At 50.2% G+C, this 1234-nt stretch carries 1 protein-coding gene; it reads right to left on the bottom strand.

Features of this window, described 5'->3' with window-relative positions; all coding sequences use genetic code 11:
- On the bottom strand, window positions 1-1100 hold a 1100-nt coding region (gene istA / locus ETC02_RS16595), incomplete at its 3' end, for an IS21 family transposase (protein ID WP_171698444.1).
- Between the last annotated feature and the right edge of the window lie 134 nt (window positions 1101-1234).

The raw sequence follows: 1234 nt of genomic DNA, 5'->3' as shown, positions 1-1234 counted from the left end.
GGCGCTTCAAGATGGACGTCTCCATCGGAAGAGAACACAACGAAACGATTCCATTCTTTCTTCACCAACACCCGGTTGGGGACGGACAGGCCATGGACGACGAACGCCTTCCCATCCACCATCACTTCTCCGTACTTATTCACGTAAGCGTGATCGAGGGAGAAGATCGGAAGATCTTGTTCCGGCAACGCCAACAGCTCCGGTTGCTCTTCCTGCCATAGTTCCTCGATCCACCGCCCCTTTTCATAATGAGGACGGTTTCGGTCCTCGACCATCTTGCGATGCAGCCACTCCACCAGCTCCGGATCCGACTCCATCAATGGAGCGGGGATGAAACAAAGGTTGCGAGTGTAATAGACTTTTCGCTCCGCATTTCCTTTCTCATGTCCACTGTATGGATTGCACACTTGTACATCAAACCGATAGTAGAGTTGAAATTTCTCAAAAGCCTCGGTGAATCGGCGTTCTCCCCCTTTTCGAATCGACACAATGGCCGCGGACAAATTGTCAATGCGCAATGCCTTTGGCACTCCCCCAGCCTGACGAAACAGCTGCGTCAACCCATGGAGGAAGCATTCACTGTTTTCCACCGGCAGCGGATAAGCAAACGCAGCGTTGCTATAGGGAAAGCTCATGATCAAAACCGATCGCTCTTCTTCCTTCCCCTCCTTCGTCACAACCGTCATCTTCCCGAAATCCACCTGCGCCTCGCCTGGCGGGTGCTCCAGTCGTTCATAGCGCTGTTCTTTCTCGAGCTTGAGCTGCGGTCTTCGTTTTTGCACGTACGCGCAAACGGTGCGATACGAGCCTTGAAATCCATGGTCACGACAAAGCGCTTCAAACATCGTCTTGTTCGTTCGCCGTTGTTTTCTCGGCAGCTTGGCATCCTCCTCCAACCAGTCATCAATGATTTGCCCGTACCCTTCTTCCTCAATCATCCCCTTTTTGCGTTTGATGGTTGGTTGGACAGAAATGTCTCCATCTGCGTATTTCTTGACCGTTCTCCAGTTATATCCCGTTTCACGGGAAATTTCCGCAATCGATAACCCTTTCTTTTCACGCAGTTTTCTGATACGATTAATTTCGGGCATTGCCAGCATCCTTTCGCTCCTCCACTGTTTGGTTATGTGTTCACAACTTCCACAGTAGAGGAAATGTTAGAGGCTGGCAAGCCTTTTTTCTTTGCCTTCAGCTCTGCACTTTTCGTTGCAGAACTCTGTATTTTTATTTTGCA

Source organism: Geobacillus sp. DSP4a (genome assembly GCF_013096875.1).
Lineage (GTDB): Bacteria > Bacillota > Bacilli > Bacillales > Anoxybacillaceae > Geobacillus > Geobacillus thermophilus.
This window is presented reverse-complemented; position numbering and strand designations above follow the sequence as displayed.